Source organism: Clostridium bornimense, from assembly GCF_018917145.1.
GTDB classification, from domain to species: Bacteria; Bacillota; Clostridia; order Clostridiales; family Clostridiaceae; genus Clostridium_AN; species Clostridium_AN bornimense_A.
Genome location: NZ_JAHLOD010000120.1, coordinates 1 through 1,265, shown reverse-complemented (window position 1 = coordinate 1,265; position 1,265 = coordinate 1). Strand labels below are relative to the sequence as shown.

General features: G+C 29.6%; 3 protein-coding genes. 2 read left to right on the top strand and 1 reads right to left on the bottom strand.

The annotated features are described in order from the left end of the window. On the bottom strand, positions 1-326 hold a 326-nt coding region (locus KQI30_RS16790; RefSeq protein WP_216464484.1), incomplete at its 3' end, for an IS110 family transposase. A gap of 136 nt (positions 327-462) precedes the next feature. Here KQI30_RS16790 and KQI30_RS16785 point away from each other — a divergent pair. Further along, positions 463-870, top strand: coding sequence for a secondary thiamine-phosphate synthase enzyme YjbQ (locus tag KQI30_RS16785; protein WP_216464483.1), 408 nt, complete (start codon positions 463-465; stop codon positions 868-870). 68 nt (positions 871-938) lie between these two features. Continuing rightward, entirely contained in the window at positions 939-1,073 is a 135-nt protein-coding gene (locus tag KQI30_RS17455) for a hypothetical protein (RefSeq protein ID WP_301281843.1), read from the top strand. The last annotated feature ends 192 nt before the right edge of the window (positions 1,074-1,265 follow it).

Genomic DNA, 1,265 nt, shown 5'->3' with positions numbered 1-1,265 from the left:
AATAATCTTGTTAATTTTACTTTTTGCTGATTAACGAATACTGCTTCGCAGTTATCCATAGAAGTAATAATATATGATGCAATACGTTGCCAATAGATGCCGGTAGGCTCCATGCCTATTATACAAGATTCTGTGTTTGTTTCCTTCATAATCTTATATACCCATGATTCAAAGGTTTTAAATCCTTCCCTATCATTCTTAAGTGATGATAAATAACCAACTTGTATACCATTTATATCTATTGCTTTTGCCACATGTATTTTTTTAGCTAAGTCAATTCCTATAAAAAGCTTTGACTGATTTAATGAAACTATGTTATTATTCATTTGAATAACCTCCTTGGTATTATGTTTTTTTCTTTCACTATGCATTTTATCCAAGAAGGTTATTTTTTTCAATTCTCATAAAGTCTTAAAACAGGAATGCTGTGCACTGTATTTATTTTAGAAGAGGTGATTGTTTATGAAAAAATTATTTAGTCATGATTTAAGAGTTAATAAAGAACAAACAATGGTGAATATAACAGCTATTATAGAGGAAGATATTAAGAAAAGTGGCATAAAAGATGGAATAGTTATAGTATTTTGTCCTCATACTACAGCAGGTATAACAATAAATGAAAATGCAGATCCAGATGTAGTGCATGATATGATATATGGTTTTGAAAAGGTATATCCTACAAGAGATAAAAATTATAAACATTTTGAGGGAAATTCTCATGCACATATGAAAGCTTCTACGATGGGAGCATCTCAAACGCTTATAGTAGATGATGGTAAGATGATACTTGGAATTTGGCAAGATATATACTTTTGTGAGTTTGATGGGCCGAGAGATAGAAAATTTTTCGTTAAAATAATGGAAGGGTAAATAATATCGTATAAACAATAAGAAATAGGAAAATATAAACTTGAAGTCAATAGTTAAGAGGTGAAATTATGGTGAATAGCAAAACAGATTATACAACTTCAGATCCATCATCTAAGAAATACGGTAAAAAAGTGAAAGATAAAGGAAATGAAAAAACAATTTATGGTTCAGATGAATCATCTACACGTACAGATTTTAAGTAAATTTACAATTAAAGTGAGCTGTTGTGCAAAATAGTGTGATCTGACTCCTGTCAAGTAGACAATCAAAATAAATAAAGATATATGATTATGCGACTACGTTGTTAGTCGCATTTATCATGATGCTCTTTTTTTCTTTGCTTCTAACTCTGCTTTATAAGCAAGTATTCTCTTATTTTCTGGTATCGGATATTG